The sequence below is a fragment of the Mycobacterium sp. FW102-FHT13B02 genome (assembly GCF_058790275.1).
In genome coordinates this window covers 199,652-220,085 of the sequence record NZ_JBYTCM010000005.1, presented here as the reverse complement: position 1 = coordinate 220,085, position 20,434 = coordinate 199,652, and the positions used below count along the sequence as shown (strand labels likewise).

Sequence of the window (20,434 nt, the reverse complement as noted above, 5' to 3'; positions counted from 1 at the left end):
ATCAGCTCAATCCGGGTGTCACCGCGTCGCCCATCACCTGCGCCAACGCCGCCGCACGCGGGTCGGAAAACAGGTCTTCGAGGAGAACTTTCCGGCCTTCGGGACCGGCCAGTGGCACGCGCCAGTTCGGATATTCGTCGCTGGTACCCGGCTGATTCTGGGTGCGGACGTCGCCCACGGCGTCGGGCAGTGCCAGCGCCAGCAGCCGCGACGGGGTGCGCGTGAGGTAGCGGTACAGGGCGAGGACAGTCTGTTCGGCATCGATCGTGTCGGGCGCATTCGGCGGCAACAGCCCCGCCGCCCGCAGGACAGCCAACCAGCGCTGCTGGTCAGCGTGGTCGGCCGCGACCTCTTCCTCGTAGGGCCGGGTCAGTAGACCGAGATCGCGGCGCAGCCGCAGGTGCGCGCCGGCCAGGTAACCGGCCGTCGGCGGCAGATCATGCGTCGTCACCGACGACAGGCAGTACTCGCGCCAGCGCGGCGCGGGCAGCGGGCCGCCGTCCTGATCCGCTTCGAACCACAGGATCGAGGTGCCGAGAAGCCCCCGGTCGCGCAGATAGTCGCGGACCCACGGCTCGACAGTGCCCAAATCCTCGCCGACCACCACCGCACCGGCCCGGTGTGCCTCCAGTGCCAGGACCCCGGTCATCGCCTCGTGGTCGTAGTGGACGTACGTGCCGTCGACCGGAGTCACACCGTCCGGGATCCACCACAGCCGGAACAGGCCGATGATGTGGTCGATGCGGACGCCGCCGGCGTGCCGGAGTACCGCCCGGACCACGTCGCGAAACGGTTCGTAGGCGCGCTCGACGAGCTGGTTCGGACGCCACGGCGGCTGTGACCAGTCCTGACCGAGTTGGTTGAACTCGTCCGGCGGCGCTCCGGCCGAGACCCCTGTGGCCAGCACATCCTGTAGTGCCCAAGCGTCGGCGCCGCCAGGATGCACGCCGACCGCCAGATCGTGGACGATGCCAAGGGACATCCCGGTCTGGACCGCAGTGGCCTGCGCGGCCGTCAGCTGGTCATCGAGCTGCCATTGCAGCCAGCGGTGGAAATCGACACGGCTGCTGTGCTTTTCGGCGAAGGCCCGCACCGCCGGATGGTCGGGGTGCTGGAACTCCGAGGGCCAGTCACGCCAGTCGGCGCCGTGCTTCTCGGCCAGCACGCACCACGTCGCGAAGTCGTCGAGGGTTCGTCCGGTCCGCCGTCGGTAACCGTCGTAGGCCAATGTCCGGCCCGCCGAGCGGTTGGCCCGGTACACCTCCTTGAGTGCAGTGCGCTTCGACTTCCAGGCCGCATCCCGATCGATGAACTCGTTCTTGTCGGCGCGGGACTGCGCGTCGGCCCGGGCTTTGCGCAGCGTCGCCGGCGTGCGGACGGCGGTGTACTCCGGAATCGCCTGCACCCTCAGGTAGAGCGGGTTGGCGAACTGGCGTGAGGTCGGCAGATACGGCGACGGCTCCATCGGGGCCACCGGTCCTGCGGCGTGCAACGGATTCACGAGGATGAAGTCGGCGCGGTGCCGGGTGGCCGACCACACGGCAAGGTCGGTCAGATCGGTGAGATCGCCCGTACCCCAGGAGTTTTGCGAACGGACGCTGTAGAGCTGGGTGGCCAGTCCCCAGGCCCGGCCGTTGCCCAGGCGGCTCGGCAACGTCAGGGCCTCCGGCGTGACGATGAGCACCGCTTCGGCGTCCGCGGTACCAGCTTGAACGTGCAGCCGGTGATAGCCCAGTGGGAGGTCGTCGGGCAGCTCGAAGGTCGCCTCGCCGACCAGGCGGCCATCCAGATCGAACGGCGGCCGGTTGTTCTCCAACTGGCGTAGGCCGGCCCGCACCGAACCGTCCTCCAGCCGGATCCAGACTCCGACGGGCGCCCCGTGGGTGACGTGCACCCAGAAGCTCCTCGGATGTCCGGACCGGGCGACGATGGTCGGGGACAGGGTGCGCTGCCAGTAGGCGCGCTCATGATCGGCCAGGGCCGTCACGCAGGCGTCCTCGGAGTCGGCCGCGACGCCCAATGCGGCGAGCACGGCGACCAGCGTGGTGGCCGGGACGGCGTGCCCGGCACCGCTCCAGTCGACGTACTCGGTGGCCACACCGTGGCGCCGGGCGAGCTCGACGAGCGACGCGGTGCGATCAGTCATGAGCGCCATCTTGCCGCGATTCGGCGCACCATGGGAGGTGAGCGCGGGCTGTTTCGAACCGCGGATTGGCCTCACATTTCCGGGCAACGGACGGCACGCGAGAAGTTACGCTGCGCGCGGAGGTGTCGACGTGAGTTCCGACCTGTTGTCCGGTGTGCTGCCGACCATGTTGCACGACCCGGTCTCATACGCCATCCCGTTCTTCGTGGTGGCGCTGCTGCTGGAGTGGGGCGCGGCCCGCAAGCTGGCGTACGACGAACAGCAGCGGCCGCCCTCGGGCGCCTACCTGCGGGCCGACGCGTGGGCCAGTATCTGGATGGGGGCGGTGTCGCTGTTCACCAGCGGTGTACTCAATTTCCTCGCGCTGGTCGGCTATGCGGCCCTCTACGTGTACGTCGCGCCGTGGCACCTGCCGGGCCACGCCTGGTACACCTGGGTGATCGCCATCCTCGGCGTCGACCTGATCTACTACACCTATCACCGCATGGCCCACCGGGTGCGGCTGTTCTGGGCCACGCACCAGGCGCACCATTCCAGCGAGTACTTCAACCTGTCCACCGCGTTGCGGCAGAAGTGGAACCCGTCCGGCGACCTGCTGATGAAGGCGGTACTGCCGGCTCTCGGCGTGCCGCCGTGGATCGTGTTCGCCAGTTTCTCGCTGAATCTGGTGTACCAGTACTGGATTCATACCGAACGAGTCGGAAAGCTCTGGCGGCCCATCGAATACGTCTTCAATACGCCGTCACATCATCGGGTGCACCATGGCCGGGACGCGCAGTATCTCGACAAGAATTACGGCGGGATCCTGATCGTCTGGGATCGTATGTTCGGTAGCTTCACGCCCGAGACTGTGCGGCCGAATTACGGACTGACCAAACCTGTTGGAACATACGATATCTGGAAACTGCAGACGCACGAATATGTGTCGATCGCGCGAGATGTGTATCAAGCCAATGGGTTTGGCGATCGGATGGGTTACGTCTTCGGTCCGCCGGGGTGGCAGCCGGCCGATTCGGAGTCCGCGCCGGTTCGCTGACGAGGCTGTCGACGCTGACGGAACGCTGTGATTTCTTCGCGATAACTCATTGTTCGCCAACTGTTTTGATTGCTGCGAGTGCAAACGCTGGCGTTCCCCGGAACCGTCGGTACTGTCGGAGGGCGACAGGGTGAACCGCGACTCAAAGGAGCCGGACTTTCATGGGTGACACACTTCAGAGGGGCGAGAAGCTCGAGGTCGGCCAATCGCTGACGTCGCACAACGGTGCTTACCGACTGGTCCTGCAGGAGGATGGCAACCTGGTGTTGTACGCAGGGGAGCAGTCCGTGTGGGCCACCGCGACCGACGGGCAGGACGTCCAGCGCGCCGAGGTCCAGGAGGACGGCAACTTTGTGCTGTACACGCCGGGCAAGCCGGTGTGGGCCAGCCAGACCGCGGGCGCCGACAATGTCCGTCTCGTGCTGCAGGACGACCGCAACCTGGTGCTCTACAGCGGCGACGATGCCAAGTGGTCGTCGGAGACCCATACCGACGAGGTGTCCGCCGCGCCGGTCGAGGCCGCGCCGGAGCCGGCTCCCGAGCCCGAGGTCGCCGAGGTGGCTGCCGAGCCGGTGGCCGTCGACGTCGCCGTCGAGCCTGAGCCCGCCCCGGAGCCCGAGGCTCCCGCGGCGCGCACCTACACGGTCCAGTCGGGCGACACCCTGTGGGCCATCGCCGAGCAGTTCTACGGCGACGGCAACCGCTACCCGGAGATTGCCGGTGCCAGCGGCATCGGCAACCCGGACCTGATCCAGCCCGGTCAGTTGCTGACCATTCCCTGATCTGGACGGAGCCTGGCGGCCCGGGTCGAAAGATCCGGGCCGCCAGTGCATTTCACGGGACAGTTCGTTTGCTGGTGAGCGTCCGGCCCCCGTGGTGCCGTGGGAGGGCTTTCCCGTCCCTCGTTCGGGTTTGGGGGGTAGGCTGGCGCGACGTCCGTCCCGAGGTGATGGGAGAAGGTCATGTTTGTCGGGGGTTTGCGTGCCGCGGCGATTGCTGCGGTCGCTGCGCCGTTGTTCGCTGTGGGTGGTCCGGTGCCGGTCGCATCGGCCGATCCCGGAGTGCTGGTGTATCCGGGTATGGAGATTCACCAGGGCACCACGCGCTGCACGCTGGGCTATGTGGACCCGGCCGCGCGGACGGGCTACACCGCAGGTCATTGCCGCGGCAACGGCCCGGTGACCGACAAGGACGGCCGTTTCATCGGCACCATGATCACGTTCCGGGACAACACGCCCGACGGCGCCACCATCGCGACCGACCACCAGATCTCGGATTGGGAGTCCATCACCATCGCCGGTGATGTGATGGTCAACAACATCCTGCCGGGGGGCCGGGTACTGGTCACCGATCCCGCGGTGAATCCGCAGCGGGGCGAACCGGTCTGCCATTTCGGCGTCGTCACCGGCGAGACGTGCGGCACCGTCGACGCGGTGAACAACGGCTGGTTCACCATGTCCAACGGAATCGTCAGTCAGAAGGGCGACTCCGGTGGCCCGGTCTACACCATCACCCCGGACAACCGGGCGGTCCTGGTGGGCGTCTTCAACAGCACGTGGGGGCATTTCCCCGCGGCGGTCTCGTGGAGCGCGACCGATCAGCAGACCGATGACGCCGTTGTGCAGCAGGCTGCCGGCAGCTGACCGGGGCCCTGCCCACGTTGACCCTGCGCTAGGGGCGCGGAAGTGCGAGTGCGTCGCGCGGTGGTTTCCGGGTGAACCGTTGCCCGCCATGCCCGGGTGTTGATCCTGCCCTGAGGGCACCATCGAGACCCGCGGCCATCGGCGTACCTCGGTGAGGAAGAAAACTAGAACACGTTCTAGCCACGGTCCTCATCCGACGTTATTGTCTAGTCGATCACTGATCAGACACGTGTCCAGGTTGCTTGTCCGACCGCCCTGGACGCCACCGAGACCGGCCCAGGAGAGACGATGCAAACAGTGCCCGAGACCATCGACGTCGCCGACGTCACCGAATGGTCCGACGAGGCCGACGTGGTGGTGATCGGCTTCGGTATCGCCGGTGGCTGCGCCGCGGTGAGCGCTGCCGCCGCCGGCGCCAAGGTGCTGGTGCTGGAGAAGGCGGCCGCCGCGGGCGGCACGACGTCCATGGCCGGCGGTCACTTCTACCTGGGTGGCGGCACCGCGGTGCAGCAGGCCACGGGTCACGACGACACCGCCGACGAGATGTACAAATACCTGGTGGCCGTCGCCCACGACCCTGAGCACGACAAGATCCGCGCCTACTGCGACGGCAGCGTCGAGCACTTCAACTGGTTGGAGGACTTGGGTTTTCAGTTCGAGCGCAGCTACTACCCAGGCAAGGTCGTGGTGCCGCCGGGCACCGAGGGCCTGTCCTACACCGGCAACGAGAAGGTATGGCCGTTCTGTGAGCAGGCCATCGCCGCACCCCGTGGCCATTCAGTACCGGTGCCGGGTGAATTGGGCGGCGCGGACATGGTCGTCAAGCTGCTGCTGAAACGCGCCGACGAGCTCGGCGTCGAGATGCGCTACGAAACCGGCGCGACCAACCTCGTCGTGGACGACCAGGGTGCCGTGGCCGGCGTCCGCTGGAAGAACTTCGGCGTGACGGGCGCGGTCAAGGCCGGTGCGGTGATCATCGCCGCCGGCGGTTTCGCGATGAACCCCGAGATGGTCGCCGAACACACGCCGGCACTCGGCCAGAAGCGAAAGACCAAGCACCACGGCGAAGTTGAGCCCTACATCCTGGGCAACCCGAACGATGACGGGCTGGGCATCAAGCTCGGCGTGTCCGCCGGCGGCGTCGCCAAGAACCTGGACCAGCTGTTCATCACTGCCGCCGCCTACCCGCCGGAGATCCTGCTCACGGGCGTCATCGTCAACTCCAGCGGCCAGCGCTTCGTCAACGAGGACTCCTACCATTCGCGCACTTCGGCTTTCGTGCTCGAGCAGCCCGACCAGGTGGCCTATCTGATCGTGGACGAGGCGCACACCGAGATGCCGGCGATGCCGCTGATCCGGTTCATCGACGGCTGGGAGACGATCGCGGAAATGGAAGAGGCACTGGGTATTCCGGCCGGCAACCTGGCCGCGACCCTCGAGCGTTACAACGCGGGCGCCGCCGCGGGCGAGGACCCCGACTTCCACAAGCAGCCGGATTACGTTGCGGCCCAGGACAATGGGCCGTGGGCGGCCTTCGACCTCTCGCTCGGCCGCGCCCTCTACTCCGGATTCACCATGGGTGGCCTGTCGGTCAGCGTCGACGGTGAAGTGCTCCGCGAAGACGGTACCGCTGTCCCGGGTCTGTACGCCGCGGGTGCGTGCGCTTCGAATATCGCGCAGGACGGCAAGGGCTATGCCAGCGGCACCCAGTTGGGCGAAGGGTCGTTCTTCGGCCGACGGGCCGGAGCGCACGCCGCGGCAAGGTGATCCGCTAGACGCGGGCGGGCGCGCCGTCCTCGTCGTCGATTCGGGTGAGCCGCCAGTTGCCGTCGCCCAGCAGCTCCAGCTCCTGCTGGTGGTGCTGTTCGACGGTGCTGCGGTGGCTGACGCTGACCACGGTGGTGTCCGGCAGTTCGGTCCGGACCAGTTGGTACAGCATCATTTCCAGGCCCTCGTCGAGGGCTGAGGTGGACTCGTCGAAGAACACGGCCTTCGGCCGGGTCAGCAGTACCCGGGCGAAGGCGACGCGCTGCTGCTCGCCGGGGGAGAGCACCTTGGCCCAGTCGTCCACCTCGTCGAGGCGGTTCGCCAGATGCGGCAGCGCGACCTTGCCCAGGACTTCCTGCAATTCGGCGTCGGTGTGCGCACCGACCTTGCCCGGGTAGGACACCACAGCGCGCAGATCACCCAGTGGCACATAGGGCAATTGGGACAGGAACAGTGTCTCGTTCTCGTCCTGTGGCGAGCGCATGGTGCCGCTGCAGTAGGGCCACATCTTGGCCAGGCTGCGCAACAGGGTGGTCTTGCCGGCGCCAGAGCGCCCGGTGACCACCAGTGCTTCGCCGGGGTAGAGGCACAGATCCAGCGGCGCGATGAGTTCGCGGCCATCCGGCGTGCTCACCGTGACGTTCTGCAACGTGATGGTGTGGTCGGGGCAGTCCTCGGTGGTGATCTCGGGCAGGTGCCGTGCGGCGTCGTTCGCCGTCACGAGACCGTGCAGACGGATGATCGCGGCCCGGTAACCGGCGAACTGGTCGTAGGCGTTTCGGAAGAAGGACAGGCCGTCCTGGATGCTGCCGAAGGCGGACGCGGTCTGGTTCATGTCGCCCAGCTTGATCTCGCCGGCCAGGAACCGCGGGAACTGGAGGATGTAGGGCAACGGCACGATGATCTGGCTCATCGAGAGGTTCCAGCCGTTGAACCCGATCATCCGGTTGACGTACCGCTTGTAGTTGGACACGACGGGGGCGAACAGCCGACGCAGGCCTGTCCGCTCAGCGATCTCACCGTGGTAGAATGCGACGGCTTCGGCGGCATCGCGCATGCGCACCAGCGCGTAGCGGAAGGCTGCGTTGAAGCGTTCGTTGTCGAACGACAGCCAGATGATCGGCCGGCCGATCCAGAAGGCGATGATCGACGCGATCAGCACGTAGCCCAGTCCGATCCAGAACATCGCCTTCGGGATCGAGACCCCGGCGAGGGTCAGGGTGCCGGAGAGGTTCCACAGAATCGCGGTGAACGACAGCATCGACGCGATCGCGTTGATGGCGCCGAACAGCAGAGTGGACGTCGACATGTTGTTCGGGGTGTTGGGCAGCGGGCCCACCCCCGCGGTGAAGATGTCGATGTCGCTCTGGATGCGCTGATCCGGGTTGTCGATGGTGTCGTCGATGAAGCGGGACCGGTAATACGCCTTGCCGTCCAGCCAGTCGCCGGTGAGCCGGTCGGTGAGCCAGGCGCGCCAGGCGAGGATGAATCGCTGCGTCATGAACAGGTCGAGCATGATGCGGCAGACGTGCATCGTCGCCAGCAGCGAGAAGATGCCGATCGACAACCAGAAGCCGTGCTCGCCCGAGTTCTTGACCGTCTGATCATGGCCGGCCAGGCCGGAGGCCACCACCTGGAAGCTGGTCATCAGATCGTTGCTCTGATAGCTGAAAAGCACCGTGAGCCGAACTCCGGTGATCACCGACAGCAGCAGCGCCGCCAGCCACAGCCACACCCTGATGCTGTCGCGGCCGAGGAAGTAGTCGCCGGTGATGCGCCAGAACTGTCGCCCCCAGACCGTGAACCGGCCGATGGCGGTCAGCACCACCAAAGTCGAGACCGCCGCGATCAGCCAGGCCTTGGCGATCCACCACAGCGATGTCGTGAGCTCACTGCCCCAGTCGAGGGTCGGGGTGAACAAATCCATCCCCGCAAGGTACCCGTGCTCTATTGACGCGCGCGCTGCGACAGGCGCGGAGACAAAAGCAGCGGCGTTCCGTCGCCCTCCGATCAGGTGGACGGTTGCCGGAGCGCCGGCGGACCGGCCCGGTACCTTTGACCTGTGGCGAAAACCAGCACCGCGAAATCCGGCCGGCTGAGCAGCAAGTTCTGGAAGCTGCTCGGTGCTTCCACCGACAAGAACCAGAACCGATCGATGGATCAGGTTCGGGCGTCGGCGGAATTCGACGAGAAGGCCTCCGGGCTGGACGACGAGCAGATCACCAAGGCGGCCAAGCTGCTGGACCTGTCCGCACTCGCCGACTCCGCCGACATCCCACAGTTCCTGGCCATCGCCCGCGAGGCCGCCGAGCGCACCACAAGCCTGCGGCCCTTCGACGTCCAGCTGCTCGGCGCCCTGCGCATGATGGCCGGCGACGTCGTCGAGATGGCCACCGGTGAGGGCAAGACCCTGGCCGGCGCCATCGCCGCGGCCGGTTACGCCCTGGCCGGCCGGCACGTGCACGTCATCTCCGTCAACGATTACCTGGCCCGCCGCGACGCCGAGTGGATGGGGCCGCTGCTGGCGGCCATGGGGCTGACGGTCGGCTGGATCACCGCCGAGTCGACGGCCGAGGAGCGGCGGGCCGCGTACGAGTGCGACGTCACCTACGCCTCGGTCAACGAGATCGGGTTCGACGTCCTGCGCGACCAGCTGGTCACCCACGTCGACGACCTGGTGTCGCCGCGGCCCGACGTCGCCCTGATCGACGAGGCGGACTCCGTCCTGGTCGACGAGGCGCTCGTGCCGCTGGTGCTCGCCGGAACCACGCACCGCGAAACGCCCCGCATGGAGATCATCCGGCTGGTAGGAGAGCTGACCGCGGCCCAACGGGTTGATGACTCGCTGCAGTACTACGACACCGACGCCGACCGTCGTAACGTGCACCTGACCGACGCGGGCGCTCGCAAGCTGGAGAAGGCGCTCGGCGGCATCGATCTGTACTCCGAAGAGCACATCGGCACGACGCTGACCGAGGTGAACGTGGCTCTGCACGCGCACGTGCTGCTGCAGCGCGACGTGCATTACATCGTGCGGGACAACGCCGTTCACCTGATCAACGCGTCCCGCGGCCGGATCGCGTCACTGCAACGCTGGCCCGACGGCCTGCAGGCCGCCGTCGAGGCCAAGGAAGGCATCGAGACCACCGAGACGGGCGAGGTGCTCGACACCATCACCGTGCAGGCCCTCATCGGCCGCTACCCGACGGTGTGCGGCATGACGGGTACCGCGCTCGCCGCCGGCGAGCAGCTGCGCCAGTTCTACCGGCTCGGGGTGTCGCCGATTCCGCCGAACACGCCGAACATCCGCGAAGACGAGGCCGACCGCGTGTACATCACCGCGGCCGCCAAGAACCAGGCCGTCATCGAGCACATCCAGCAGATCCACGAGACCGGTCAGCCGGTGCTGGTCGGTACCCGGGACGTCGCCGAATCCGAAGAGCTGCACGCGAAACTGGTCAAGGCCGGGGTGCCAGCCGTGGTGCTGAACGCCAAGAACGACGAGGAAGAGGCCGCCGTCATCGCCGAGGCGGGCAAGCTCGCCACCGTCACGGTCTCCACCCAGATGGCCGGTCGCGGCACCGACATCCGCCTCGGCGGGTCCGACGAAGCCGACCATGACGCCGTCGCCGAACTCGGCGGCCTGCACGTCATCGGCACCGGCCGGCACCATACCGAGCGCCTCGACAACCAGCTGCGCGGCCGTGCCGGCCGCCAGGGCGACCCGGGTTCGTCGGTCTTCTTCTCCAGCTGGGAGGACGACGTCGTCGTCTCGCATCTGGACCCCGACAAGCTGCCGATGGAGACCGACGAGGACGGCCGGATCGTCAGCGACAAGGCCGGCCAGCTGCTCGAGCACGCGCAGCGCGTCGCCGAGGGCCGGCTGCTGGACGTGCACGCCAACACGTGGCGTTACAACCAGCTCACCGCGCAGCAGCGCGCGATCATCGTGGAACGCCGAGAGACGTTGCTGCGCACCACAACTGCGCGCGACGAACTCAAGGAGCTGGCACCGGAGCGGTACCAGGAACTGGCCGACGAGGTGGGCGAGGACGAGCTCGAGCGCATCTGCCGGATGATCATGCTGTACCACCTGGACCGTGGCTGGGCCGACCACCTGGCCTACCTGTCCGACATCCGCGAGAGCATCCACCTGCGGGCGCTGGGACGGCAGGACCCGCTCGACGAGTTCCACCGCATGGCGGTCGACGCATTCGCCTCGCTGGCGGCCGACGCCATCGAGGCCGCGCAGCAGACCTTCGAGACCGCCAACGTGCTGGAGGACGAGCCCGGCCTGGATCTGTCCAAGCTGGCCCGCCCGACGTCGACGTGGACCTACATGATTCACGACAACCCGCTGGCCGACGACACGATGGCAGCGCTGAGCCTGCCCGGGGTATTCCGTTAGGTTTAGCCCTATGGACCAGCCGCGAGAAGCCGGAGGCGGACCGCACATGGACGTGGAAGCTGCCGGCGGAACTCGTCTGAATCTCGACGCCGACGCGGGCGACCGCGTGCTGACGATTCCCAACGCGCTCAGCGTGTTGCGGCTGCTGCTGGTCCCGGTGTTCCTGTACCTGCTGCTCTCGGCGCACGCGGGCGGCTGGGCCGTCGCCATCCTGATGTTCAGCGGCTTCTCCGACTGGGCCGACGGCAAGATCGCGCGCCTGGTGCCGAACCAGTCGTCGCGGCTTGGTGAGCTGCTGGACCCGCTGGTCGACCGGATCTACATGCTGATCGTGCCCATCGCGCTGGCCATCGCCCACGTCGTGCCCTGGTGGTTCGTGCTCACGCTGATCGGCCGCGACCTGGTGCTGGCGGCGACGCTGCCGTTGCTGCGCGGCCGCGGGCTGACGGCGCTGCCGGTCACCTACATCGGCAAGGCCGCGACGTTCGCGCTGATGGCGGGATTCCCACTGGTGCTGCTGGGGCAGTGGCCGGACGTCTGGAGCCGGGTGGTGCTGGCCTGCGGCTGGGCGTTCCTGGTGTGGGGCATGGCCATGTATCTGTGGTCCGGCGCGCTGTACCTGATCCAGGTGTCCATGGTGCTGCGGCAGCTGCCGCCGGTGGTGAGGGTTGCGGCGTGACTGAAGCCGGGACTCCCCAGGACCGGGCGCTGGGCGGCTACCGGCCGGAGGCCGGCCGCAACAGTCACGTCGCCGACCAGCCGGCTCGGATTCCGGTGCCGTCGCTGCTGCGCTCGCTGCTCACCGATCACCTGGACCCCGGGTATGCCGCCGCGGCCGAGCGCCGCAAGGCGGCCGGCGAGAGTGCCCGACGGCGCCGCTCCCGGCTTGCCGACGGCGCCTGGCTGCTGGTCGGTGTCGCCGCCGTGTCGGTGGTGTTCGTGGCCGCGGCACAGCACGCGGTGTCGATGGCCCCGGCCACCACCCAGACCCAACATGTCTTGTCCGCCAACGCGCGCACCGCCGAAGGGCGGACCCGGGACAGCACCGCGAACCGCGACGCCCTGGCCGGCCAGGTGGAGGCCGCGCGCCGCAGCCGGCTGGCGGGCGACGAGAAGGGCCGCCGGCTGCTGGAGGCCCTGGAGGGTGCCGAGTTCAGTGCCGGGGCGACGGCGGTGACCGGTCCGGGTCTCACCGTGACCGTCACCGAGCCTCCGCCGAGCCCGAACCTCTCCGACGTGTCCAAGCAGCGCGTCGCGGGGAGCCCGCAGATCATCCTCGACCGGGACCTGCAACTGGCCGTCAATTCGTTGTGGGCGGCCGGCGCCGAGGCGGTGTCCGTCGGCGGCGTGCGGGTCGGACCGAACGTGACCATGCGGCAGGCCGGCGGTGGCATCCTCGTCGACAACCAGCCGGTGGCCAGCCCCTATGTGGTCGTCGCGATCGGGCCGCCGCACGCCATGCAGGAGGTGTTCGAACAGACTCCCGCGATGCAGCGGCTGACGCTGCTCGCCCAGTCGTACGGGGTGGGGATCAGCGTCCAGACCCGGGACCACCTCACGGTGTCGGCCGCATCGGTACGGGACGTCAACTTCGCCAGACAAAGTGGGCCGAAGTGAGTGGACAGAAGTGATAGGGGCCGAATTGAGGGTGCACACATGATCGGCATTGCCGCACTGGTGGTCGGCATCGTGGTGGGATTGATCTTCCACCCCAGCGTGCCGGAAGCGGTCCAGCCGTACCTACCCATCGCTGTCGTGGCGGCGCTGGACGCGGTGTTCGGGGGACTGCGGGCCTACCTGGAGCGGATCTTCGACGCCAAGGTCTTCGTCATCTCGTTCGTCTTCAATGTCCTGGTCGCCGCGGTGATCGTTTACGTCGGCGACCAACTCGGTGTCGGCACGCAGCTGTCCACCGCGATCATCGTGGTGCTCGGAATCCGGATCTTCGGCAACGCGGCGGCCCTGCGCCGCAGGTTGTTCGGCGCGTGACGGCGGGACACCATGGCTGACGACGAACAGCAGGCGGGGGAGCACGCGGCCGAACATCATGGCCGGCACGAGCTGCCCGACGGCGTTCCGGCGCGGCCGCCGCGCACCCGGTCCCAGCTGATGTTCGGCGCGCTGGCGGTACTGCTGTGCGTGCTGCTCGGGGTGGCTATCGCGACGCAGGTGCGGCAGACCGAGTCAGGTGACGCCCTCGACACCGCGCGGCCGGCCGACCTGCTGGTGCTGCTCGACTCCCTGCAACAGCGCGAGGCGGCGCTGGGCACCGAGGTGGCCGACCTTCAGAAGACGCTGTCGTCGTTGCAGGCGTCGGGCAACAGCGACCAAGCCGCCATCGAGGGCGCTCAGGCGCGGCTGCGTGCCCTGTCGATCCTGATCGGGACCGTCGCGGCAACCGGCCCCGGCGTCACGATCACCATCGAGGACATCGCCCCCGGCGTGTCGCCGGAGACCTTGCTGGACGTCATCAACGAGTTGCGCGCCGCCGGCGCCGAGGCCATGGAGATCCGCTCGGGTCGCGGCGACCAGCAGGCCGCGGTCCGGGTCGGCGTCGACACCTGGGTGACCGGTACCGCGGGCGCGCTGGTGGTCGACAACGTGACCATCAATCCGCCCTATTCCATTCTCGCCATTGGTGATCCGCCGACGCTGGCAGCTGCGATGAACATCCCCGGCGGGGCGATGGACAGTGTGAAGCGGGTGGGCGGCACAATGACCGTGCAACAGGCCGACACGATCGACGTCACCGCTTTGCGGCAACCGAAACCTCGTCAATACGCTCAGCCTGTCAAGTAGGCGCCGGGCCGTCATCGTCGAGCCGTATCCTATGTACCCCACCAACACTCAAGGAGCGTCGTGAGCGAAACGCCAGCCGATCTGCTGTACACCACCGAGCACGAATGGGTGCGCCGCACCGGCGAAGGCACCGTGCGGGTCGGGATCACCGATTTCGCGCAGGGCGCGCTGGGTGACGTGGTCTACGTCGATCTGCCCGAAGTCGGCGCCACCGTGGCCGCCGGTGACGTGTTCGGTGAGGTCGAATCGCCCAAGACCACCTCGGAGCTGTACGCCCCGATCGCGGCGAAAATCGTTGCGGTCAACGGTGATCTGGAAGGCTCGCCGGACCTGGTCAACTCCGATCCGTACGACGCCGGATGGCTCATCGAACTGCAGGCCGACGCTGCCGAATTGGACGGCCAGCTCGCCGGTCTGCTCGATGCAGACGGCTACCGGGCGACCCTGGACGAGTAACACCTTTGTTAGGGTGCTGCGGTCCGGTTCGGCCGCGGCGACACCAAAGTCGGCTCGGCGGATCCGGCGGTGGCGGGCACACTGGCCCGCGCCGCGCGGTACGGTCAATAGTGGGACGTATGCGACATCGATGACTGCTGGCAGCACTTGCCGGCTGGTCGTGCAAAAGAGCGCCACAGCAGCCAGTAGAGGAGCAGCGCGTGACGGATAACGACAGCGGTTCGGGGACCGGTTTCGGCTCCGAGGAGGCAACGGTGGAGACCACGTCGGTCTTCCGAGCGGACTTCCTCAATGAGCTCGACGCCCCGGCTTCGACGAGCGGCACCAGTGCCGTCTCCGGAGTGGAAGGACTGCCGGTGGGCTCGGCCCTCCTGGTGGTCAAGCGCGGGCCGAATGCCGGCTCGCGATTCCTGCTGGATCAGCCGAGCACCTCGGCGGGCCGTCATCCCGACAGCGACATCTTCCTCGACGATGTGACGGTCAGCCGTCGGCACGCCGAGTTCCGGCTCGAGTCGGGTGAGTTCCAGGTGGTCGACGTCGGCAGCCTCAACGGCACCTACGTCAACCGCGAGCCCGTCGACTCGGCGGTGCTGGCCAACGGCGACGAGGTCCAGATCGGCAAGTTCCGCCTCGTGTTCCTGACCGGCCCCAAGACCGACGACAGCTCGGCTGGTTAGAGCCGGCGGTCAGTCCATGACGCAGCCCGACCGCAGTGCAGTGGCCGGGATGTCGATCGGAGCGGTGTTCGATCTGCTCCGACCCGACTTCCCGGATGTGACGATCTCCAAGATCCGGTTCCTGGAGGAACAGGGTTTGGTCACGCCCGAGCGCACTGGGTCGGGCTACCGTCGTTTTACGGCCTACGACTGCGCCCGGCTGCGGTTCATCCTGTCGGCGCAGCGCGATCAGTACCTGCCGCTGAAGGTCATCAAGGCCCAGCTGGACGCCCAGCCCGACGGCGCGCTGCCGGAGGGTGGATCCGCTTACGGCGGACCGAAGTTGGTGCCCGATCTCGACGTCGATGGCGAAGGCGCAGGCCGTCCTGCTGACGTCGCGCCGGCTCAGGTCCGGCTCAGCCGCGAGGACCTGCTGCAGCGTTCCGGCATCACATCGGAACTGCTGTCCGCTCTGGTCAAGAGCGGCGTGATCATCCCCGGCCCGGCTGGATTCTTCGACGAACACGCCGTCGTCATCGCGCAGTGCGCCCATGCCCTGGGCGAATACGGTGTCGAGCCGCGGCACCTGCGGGCCTTCCGGTCCGCCGCCGACCGGCAGTCCGACCTGATCGCCCAGATCGCCGGGCCCATCGGCAAGGCCGGCAACGCCGGGGCCCGCGACCGGGCCGACGAACTGGCCCGTGAGGTCGCTGCGCTCGCCATCACGCTGCACACCTCACTGATCAAGTCTGCTGTGCGCGACGTTCTCGATCGCTGAGGACTAGACTCGAATTCGTTGATGGCACACGGATTGCGGAGGGCAGACGCAGATGGGCGAGGTTCGTGTGGTCGGCATTCGAGTGGAGCAGCCGCAGAACCAGCCCGTGCTGTTGCTCCGCGAGTCCGATGGTGACCGTTATCTGCCGATCTGGATCGGCCAGTCCGAGGCTGCGGCCATTGCGCTGGAGCAGCAGGGCGTCTCGCCGGCTCGGCCCCTGACACACGACTTGATCCGCGATTTGATTGCCGCGCTTGGCCATTCATTGCGTGAGGTGCGCATCGTGGATCTGCAGGAAGGCACCTTCTACGCCGACCTGGTGTTCGACCGCGATATCACGGTGTCGGCGCGGCCGTCGGACTCGGTGGCCATCGCCCTACGGATGGGCGTGCCGATCTACGTCGAGGAAGCGGTGCTCGCCGAAGCCGGTCTGCTGATCCCCGACGAGGGCGATGAAGATTCGTCCGGCCCGGTGCGCGAGGACGAGGTCGAGAAGTTCAAGGAGTTCCTCGACAGCATTTCTCCGGACGATTTCAAGGCCACTTAGGCCGGACCCAGGGCGGCCCTCCGAACGCCCGGGCGGACGTTGTCACGGATGCGTCTCAGTTAGGTCAGCAGGCGTCGACACGCGGTGCGCCGTTTGCAGATTCGATGAATCTGCGCCACATACTTTCCTCGTTCTGGCAACAACTCGGCCTGCGGCTCACCGCCGATGGGCTGAAGCGGCCCGGCGGGAAGCGTATGCTCGACACATTCGAGCAGCGGACATGCCCGCCGAGCAGCAGTGGCCGCCAGGCAGGTTAGTTCGATCGGCGAGAGGATCAGGCAGTGGGCGACGACACGCCACGTCATGAGCAGTTGGACCTGACGACCAACGGCGCGCCTGAGCAGGCCGCCCCGACGCCGGCTCCCATGCCGGTGCAGGCAGGCCTGTTCCCTGACGAGTCCGTGCCCGACGAGCTGGTCGGCTACCGCGGGCCGAGTGCCTGCCAGATCGCCGGCATCACCTACCGCCAGCTCGACTACTGGGCCCGCACCTCGCTGGTCGTCCCGTCGATCCGCGGCGCCGCCGGCTCCGGCAGCCAGCGCCTGTACTCGTTCAAGGACATCCTGGTCCTCAAGATCGTCAAGCGACTGCTCGACACCGGTATCTCGCTGCACAACATCCGCGTCGCGGTCGATCACCTGCGCCAGCGCGGCGTCCACGACCTGGCCAACATCACGCTGTTCTCGGACGGCACCACGGTGTACGAGTGCACGTCCGCCGAGGAGGTCGTCGACCTGTTGCAGGGCGGTCAGGGCGTGTTCGGCATCGCCGTCTCGGGCGCCATGCGCGAGCTGACCGGCGCCATCGCCGACTTCCCGGGTGAGCGGGCCGACGGCGGCGAGTCCATCGCCGCGCCAGAGGACGAGCTCGCATCCCGGCGCAAGCAGCGCGACCGCAAGATCGGCTAGCTTTTCCCGCCAGGTGACCGACCGGTAGACTGGCGCGCGCATCGTCCCGACGCGGGAGAGTTCTGTGGCCGCCAGCCATGGACGCCGAAGGAGCAATACCTCTCCATCAACCTCTCAGGCCCCCGGACCGCGCCGGAGCCCGATGCCTCTGGAAAGCGGCGAGCTGTGGCTCGCCCGCCCATGGGGAAAGGCTGCGCACGCGAGGAGCAAATACGCTCAGCGCATGCGTCGGGCCGAATCTCTCAGGCACCGACGACAGAGGGGGAGGAACCGCAAGCGGTTCCGTGGCATGCCTGCCCGAGCCTGAACGTCTGGAGAGGCCGTCATGACCGACAGCACGTCCCGTTCCTCTGCTGAGCACCACCAGCTTCGCTTCGTCGACCGGCACATCGGTCCGGATGCCGATGCGGTGGCCACCATGCTCGGGGTCATCGGCGTCGACTCGCTGGAAGAGCTCGCCGCCAAGGCACTGCCCGCGGGCATCCTCGACGCGCTGTCCAGTGCGGGCCTGGCCCCCGGTCTCGATGAGCTGGCCGCCCCGGCCTCCGAGGAGCAGTCGCTGGCCGAGCTGCGCGCACTCGCCGACACCAACACCGTCGCGGTGTCGATGATCGGGCAGGGCTACTTTGACACCCTGACGCCGGCCGTCCTGCGCCGCAACATCCTCGAGAACCCGGCCTGGTACACGGCCTACACGCCGTACCAGCCGGAGATCAGCCAGGGCCGCTTGGAGGCCCTGCTCAACTTCCAGACCATGGTCACCGACCTGACCGGCATGGAGATCGCCAACGCCTCGATGCTCGACGAGGCCACGGCCGCGGCGGAAGCGATGACGCTGATGCACCGCGCGGTCAAGGGCGACTGCCGCCGCCTGGCCGTCGACACCGACATCTACCCGCAGACGGCCGCCGTGCTGGCCACCCGTGCAGAACCGCTGGACATCGAGATCGTCACCGCGGACCTGCGTGACGGCCTGCCCGAGGGCGAATTCTTCGGCGTCATCGTCCAGGTGCCGGGTGCCAGCGGCGCGGTCGTTGACTGGTCCGCGCTGGTCGCGCAGGCGCATGAGCGTGGCGCGCTCGTGGCCATCGGCGCCGACCTGCTGGCGCTGACGCTCGTCACCCCGCCCGGTGAGATCGGCGCCGACGTCGCCTTCGGCACCACGCAGCGTTTCGGGGTGCCGATGGGCTTCGGCGGCCCGCACGCCGGCTACCTGGCCGTGCACGGCAAGCATGCCCGCCAGTTGCCGGGACGACTGGTCGGCGTCTCGGTCGACGCGGACGGTGCGCCGGCGTACAGATTGAGCCTGCAGACCCGCGAACAGCACATCCGCCGCGACCGGGCCACCAGCAACATCTGTACCGCCCAGGTGCTGCTCGCGGTGATTGCCGCGATGTACGCCAGCTACCACGGGCCGCGCGGGCTGGCCGCCATCGCGCACCGGGTGCACGGTCATGCGCTCGCGGTGGCCATGGGGCTGACGGCGGCTGGGATTGACGTCGTGCACGCGAGGTTCTTCGACACCGTGCTGGCCCGCGTCCCGGGCCGGGCCGAGCAGGTGCAGGCGGCTGCCAAGGAACGCGGTATCAACGTCTGGCTGGTCGATGCCGACCACATCTCGGTGTCGTGCGACGAGGCGACCACGGCCGACCATGTCGACGCGGTGCTCTCGGCGTTCGGTGCGACCCGTGGCGGCCAGCACTGGGACGGCCCGGAAATCCACACCCGCACTTCGGAATTCCTCACGCACCCGGCGTTCTCGCGGTACCGCACCGAGACCGAGATGATGCGTTACCTGCGCTCGCTCGCCGACAAGGACATCGCGCTGGACCGCAGCATGATCCCGCTGGGCTCGTGCACCATGAAGCTCAACGCGGCCGCCGAGATGGAGCCCATCACCTGGACCGAGTTCGCCCAGCAGCATCCGTTCGCCCCGGCCTCGGACACCCCGGGCCTGCGCAAGCTGATCGCCGACGTCGAATCCTGGCTGGTCAGCATCACCGGCTACGACTCGGTCTCGCTGCAGCCCAACGCCGGATCGCAGGGCGAGTACGCCGGCCTGCTGGCCATCCGCGCCTACCACGGGGCCCGCGGCGAAGCCGGGCGCAACATCTGCCTGATCCCGTCCAGCGCGCACGGCACCAACGCCGCGTCGGCCGCCATGGCCGGCATGAAGGTCGTCGTCGTGGCGTGCCGCTCGAACGGCGACGTCGACCTGGACGACCTGCGCGCCAAGATTGCCGAGCACGCCAGTGACCTGGCTGCGCTGATGATCACGTACCCGTCCACGCACGGCGTCTACGAGCAGGACGTCGCCGATATCTGCGCGGCGGTGCACGACGCCGGCGGCCAGGTCTACGTCGACGGCGCCAACCTCAACGCGATCGTCGGCCTGGCCCGCCCCGGCAAGTTCGGCGGCGACGTCAGCCACCTGAACCTGCACAAGACCTTCTGCATCCCGCACGGCGGTGGTGGTCCCGGTGTCGGTCCGGTGGCGGTGCGCTCACACCTCGCGCCGTACCTGCCGGGCCACCCGCTGGCCGCCGAGCTCGGTGACGCCAACACCGTCTCGGCGGCGCCGTACGGCTCGGCGTCCATCCTGCCGATCACGTGGGCGTACATCCGGATGATGGGTGCGGCCGGTCTGCGGGCCGCGACGCTGACCGCGATCGCGTCGGCCAACTACATCGCCCGCCGCCTCGACGAGCACTACCCGGTGCTCTACACCGGCGAGAACGGCATGGTCGCTCACGAGTGCATCCTGGATCTGCGGGCCATCACCAAGGCGACCGGTGTCACCGTCGACGACGTGGCGAAGCGCTTGGCGGACTACGGTTTCCACGCGCCCACCATGAGCTTCCCGGTGGCCGGCACACTGATGGTCGAGCCCACCGAGAGCGAGAGCCTGACCGAGGTCGACGCCTTCATCGCCGCGATGATCGCGATCAAGGCCGAGATCGACCAGGTCGGTTCCGGCGACTGGCCGGCGGACGACAACCCGCTGCACAATGCTCCGCACACCGCCGAGTGCCTCCTGGTCGACGACTGGAAGCACCCGTACACCCGCGAGCAGGCGGCCTATCCGCTGGGCAAGGGCTTCCGGCCGAAGGTGTGGCCGCCGGTGCGCCGCATCGACGGTGCGTACGGCGACCGCAACCTGGTCTGCTCGTGCCCGCCGATCGAGGCCTTTGCCTGATTCCCGTGCGCTCCACACAAGAACGTCCCGCTCAGCGCTGCTGAGCGGGACGTTTTTGTACATCGGGAGCGGCGTGTTGCGGGTAGACACGCAC

General features: G+C 67.9%; 17 protein-coding genes and 1 riboswitch. Of the genes, 15 read left to right on the top strand and 2 right to left on the bottom strand.

All coding sequences use genetic code 11. The features are described from left to right. Position 1: 1 nt before the first annotated feature. The gene (malQ, locus tag AC3WTE_RS11295; RefSeq protein ID WP_492437548.1) at positions 2-2,146 is read right to left on the bottom strand and encodes a 4-alpha-glucanotransferase; all 2,145 of its coding nucleotides are present in this window, start codon (positions 2,144-2,146) and stop codon (positions 2-4) included. A 166-nt stretch (positions 2,147-2,312) separates the two neighbouring features. Here malQ and AC3WTE_RS11290 point away from each other — a divergent pair, with 166 nt between their 5' ends. The 4 genes from AC3WTE_RS11290 (at position 2,313) to AC3WTE_RS11275 (ending at position 6,592) form a co-directional block, all read left to right on the top strand. After that, entirely contained in the window at positions 2,313-3,182 is an 870-nt protein-coding gene (locus AC3WTE_RS11290; RefSeq protein WP_492437723.1) for a sterol desaturase family protein, read from the top strand. Between the two features lie 161 nt (positions 3,183-3,343). Next, complete coding sequence (locus AC3WTE_RS11285) at positions 3,344-3,964, top strand: LysM peptidoglycan-binding domain-containing protein (protein ID WP_492437547.1); 621 nt, start codon at positions 3,344-3,346, stop codon at positions 3,962-3,964. A 180-nt stretch (positions 3,965-4,144) separates the two neighbouring features. Next, positions 4,145-4,825, top strand: a complete 681-nt coding sequence (locus tag AC3WTE_RS11280; protein ID WP_492437546.1) for an Rv1815 family serine proteinase — start codon at positions 4,145-4,147, stop codon at positions 4,823-4,825. Positions 4,826-5,113: 288 nt separating this feature from the next. Then, positions 5,114-6,592: an FAD-binding protein gene (locus tag AC3WTE_RS11275; protein WP_492437545.1), complete on the top strand. Its 1,479-nt coding sequence runs from the start codon at positions 5,114-5,116 to the stop codon at positions 6,590-6,592. 4 nt (positions 6,593-6,596) lie between these two features. Here the strand turns inward: AC3WTE_RS11275 and AC3WTE_RS11270 are convergent, their stop codons facing one another. After that, positions 6,597-8,519 (bottom strand): ABC transporter ATP-binding protein/permease, encoded by a 1,923-nt coding sequence (locus AC3WTE_RS11270; RefSeq protein ID WP_492437544.1) that lies wholly within the window; start codon positions 8,517-8,519, stop codon positions 6,597-6,599. A 135-nt stretch (positions 8,520-8,654) separates the two neighbouring features. Between AC3WTE_RS11270 and secA2 the strand changes: the two genes are divergently transcribed. The 11 genes from secA2 (at position 8,655) to gcvP (ending at position 20,340) form a co-directional block, all read left to right on the top strand. Continuing rightward, positions 8,655-11,000, top strand: coding sequence for an accessory Sec system translocase SecA2 (gene secA2 / locus AC3WTE_RS11265; RefSeq protein ID WP_492437543.1), 2,346 nt, complete (start codon positions 8,655-8,657; stop codon positions 10,998-11,000). Positions 11,001-11,046: 46 nt separating this feature from the next. Beyond that, entirely contained in the window at positions 11,047-11,679 is a 633-nt protein-coding gene (locus tag AC3WTE_RS11260; RefSeq protein ID WP_492437722.1) for a CDP-alcohol phosphatidyltransferase family protein, read from the top strand. Continuing rightward, positions 11,676-12,617 carry a DUF881 domain-containing protein gene (locus AC3WTE_RS11255; protein WP_492437542.1) on the top strand — a complete coding sequence of 314 codons (942 nt, stop codon included), beginning with the start codon at positions 11,676-11,678 and terminating at the stop codon, positions 12,615-12,617. Before AC3WTE_RS11260 ends, AC3WTE_RS11255 begins: the two co-directional genes overlap by 4 nt. 39 nt (positions 12,618-12,656) lie before the next feature. After that, a complete protein-coding gene (locus AC3WTE_RS11250; RefSeq protein WP_053856224.1) occupies positions 12,657-12,989 on the top strand; it encodes a small basic family protein in 333 nt (110 codons plus the stop codon). A 12-nt stretch (positions 12,990-13,001) separates the two neighbouring features. Continuing rightward, a complete protein-coding gene (locus AC3WTE_RS11245) occupies positions 13,002-13,799 on the top strand; it encodes a DUF881 domain-containing protein (protein WP_492437541.1) in 798 nt (265 codons plus the stop codon). Between the two features lie 60 nt (positions 13,800-13,859). After that, positions 13,860-14,255 carry a glycine cleavage system protein GcvH gene (gene gcvH, locus AC3WTE_RS11240; RefSeq protein WP_492437540.1) on the top strand — a complete coding sequence of 132 codons (396 nt, stop codon included), beginning with the start codon at positions 13,860-13,862 and terminating at the stop codon, positions 14,253-14,255. Positions 14,256-14,455: 200 nt separating this feature from the next. After that, the gene (gene garA / locus AC3WTE_RS11235) at positions 14,456-14,932 is read left to right on the top strand and encodes a glycogen accumulation regulator GarA (protein ID WP_459365406.1); all 477 of its coding nucleotides are present in this window, start codon (positions 14,456-14,458) and stop codon (positions 14,930-14,932) included. A 16-nt stretch (positions 14,933-14,948) separates the two neighbouring features. Further along, positions 14,949-15,689, top strand: coding sequence for a transcriptional regulator FtsR (gene ftsR / locus AC3WTE_RS11230; protein WP_492437539.1), 741 nt, complete (start codon positions 14,949-14,951; stop codon positions 15,687-15,689). Between the two features lie 52 nt (positions 15,690-15,741). Continuing rightward, a complete protein-coding gene (locus AC3WTE_RS11225; protein ID WP_459365404.1) occupies positions 15,742-16,236 on the top strand; it encodes a bifunctional nuclease family protein in 495 nt (164 codons plus the stop codon). A gap of 281 nt (positions 16,237-16,517) precedes the next feature. Then, a complete protein-coding gene (locus AC3WTE_RS11220) occupies positions 16,518-17,144 on the top strand; it encodes a MerR family transcriptional regulator (RefSeq protein ID WP_492437538.1) in 627 nt (208 codons plus the stop codon). A 42-nt stretch (positions 17,145-17,186) separates the two neighbouring features. Then, positions 17,187-17,284: riboswitch (glycine riboswitch) on the top strand. Between the two features lie 185 nt (positions 17,285-17,469). Further along, positions 17,470-20,340 carry an aminomethyl-transferring glycine dehydrogenase gene (gene gcvP, locus AC3WTE_RS11215; protein ID WP_492437537.1) on the top strand — a complete coding sequence of 957 codons (2,871 nt, stop codon included), beginning with the start codon at positions 17,470-17,472 and terminating at the stop codon, positions 20,338-20,340. Positions 20,341-20,434: the final 94 nt, after the last annotated feature.

Excerpts from the sequence above, each read along its gene's own strand:
- AC3WTE_RS11290 (WP_492437723.1), top strand. The coding sequence starts at position 2,313 with ATGTTGCACGACCCGGTCTCATACGCCATCCCGTTCTTCGTGGTGGCG.
- AC3WTE_RS11270 (WP_492437544.1), bottom strand. The coding sequence starts at position 8,519 with ATGGATTTGTTCACCCCGACCCTCGACTGGGGCAGTGAGCTCACGACA.
- AC3WTE_RS11245 (WP_492437541.1), top strand. The coding sequence starts at position 13,002 with ATGGCTGACGACGAACAGCAGGCGGGGGAGCACGCGGCCGAACATCAT.
- ftsR (WP_492437539.1), top strand. The coding sequence starts at position 14,949 with ATGACGCAGCCCGACCGCAGTGCAGTGGCCGGGATGTCGATCGGAGCG.
- AC3WTE_RS11260 (WP_492437722.1), top strand. The coding sequence starts at position 11,047 with ATGGACGTGGAAGCTGCCGGCGGAACTCGTCTGAATCTCGACGCCGAC.
- gcvP (WP_492437537.1), top strand. The coding sequence starts at position 17,470 with ATGACCGACAGCACGTCCCGTTCCTCTGCTGAGCACCACCAGCTTCGC.
- AC3WTE_RS11280 (WP_492437546.1), top strand. The coding sequence starts at position 4,145 with ATGTTTGTCGGGGGTTTGCGTGCCGCGGCGATTGCTGCGGTCGCTGCG.
- AC3WTE_RS11250 (WP_053856224.1), top strand. The coding sequence starts at position 12,657 with ATGATCGGCATTGCCGCACTGGTGGTCGGCATCGTGGTGGGATTGATC.
- AC3WTE_RS11285 (WP_492437547.1), top strand. The coding sequence starts at position 3,344 with ATGGGTGACACACTTCAGAGGGGCGAGAAGCTCGAGGTCGGCCAATCG.
- malQ (WP_492437548.1), bottom strand. The coding sequence starts at position 2,146 with ATGACTGATCGCACCGCGTCGCTCGTCGAGCTCGCCCGGCGCCACGGT.
- AC3WTE_RS11225 (WP_459365404.1), top strand. The coding sequence starts at position 15,742 with ATGGGCGAGGTTCGTGTGGTCGGCATTCGAGTGGAGCAGCCGCAGAAC.
- AC3WTE_RS11275 (WP_492437545.1), top strand. The coding sequence starts at position 5,114 with ATGCAAACAGTGCCCGAGACCATCGACGTCGCCGACGTCACCGAATGG.